This is a genomic window from Mucilaginibacter sp. RCC_168, from assembly GCF_041355315.1.
In the GTDB taxonomy this organism is placed as follows: Bacteria; Bacteroidota; Bacteroidia; order Sphingobacteriales; family Sphingobacteriaceae; genus Mucilaginibacter.
Genome location: NZ_JBFUPN010000071.1, coordinates 1 through 834 on the forward strand (window position 1 = coordinate 1; position 834 = coordinate 834).

General features: G+C 44.6%; 1 protein-coding gene. It reads right to left on the bottom strand.

The window, feature by feature from the left end:
• Nucleotides 1-47: 47 nt before the first annotated feature.
• A partial coding sequence (locus AB6735_RS27995; RefSeq protein ID WP_370999480.1) for an integrase core domain-containing protein occupies nucleotides 48-834 on the bottom strand: 787 nt, incomplete at its 5' end.

Below are 834 nucleotides of genomic sequence, written 5' to 3' on the forward strand. Positions count from 1 at the left end.
ATGTCATTGCTGTAAGGGTTTAGTAATTCGAGGACAAACTAGGGGGTTTATTTTTGGTTGTTTAGGGTGATCATATCAATAGGTTTTTTTCCACCAATACCTTGATGAGGTCTTTCCCAATTATAATAAACCAGGTACCTGGTGAGTTCGTCTTCCAATTCTTCGAGGGTATCGAAATCGGTTTCCTCGATCAGGTCTTCTTTAAGGGTACGCCAAAAGCGTTCCACTTTACCGTTTGTCTGCGGCCTATAGGGCTGAATATACCTGCGTTTGATACCGGTTTCCATCAGCATCCGTTCAAAAGGATGGTTGCGTTTGTTCTGGCTGCTGGCCGGGCCAAACTCCGGGCCGTTATCAGCAATGATCTCTTCAAACTGGATGCCGAACTTTTCTCTGATCATCCGCATACAGCGCAAGGCGGCAAACATAGTGGTTAAGGCAGTGATATCTTCCATAACCTCTGCAAATGCTACCCGGGAGTAATCATCAAGGACACAAAGCAGGTAAAGATTACGATGCTGGCCCCGAATGATGGTTTTGCTTAAATGATGACAATCGATATGACCTAACTGTCCCATACGTTCTTTGATGATCTTACGTTTAACTTCTTTGTCTGCTGGTTTTAAACGGTTTTTACCGTAACGCTTCAGGATATTATAAACTCCCGATGGCGATGGCTTAAAGTTATCTGATTTCTGTTTAAGCTCATCAGCTATTTCAAACTTATTGTTGCCCCGGGAGCGCATTTCAAGCACCCAAGCTTCATCAATAAGGGACGGCCTTCGGGTGCTGTACTTAGGCCCCCGTTTTGCCGGTAACAGGTCTTCCTCATTT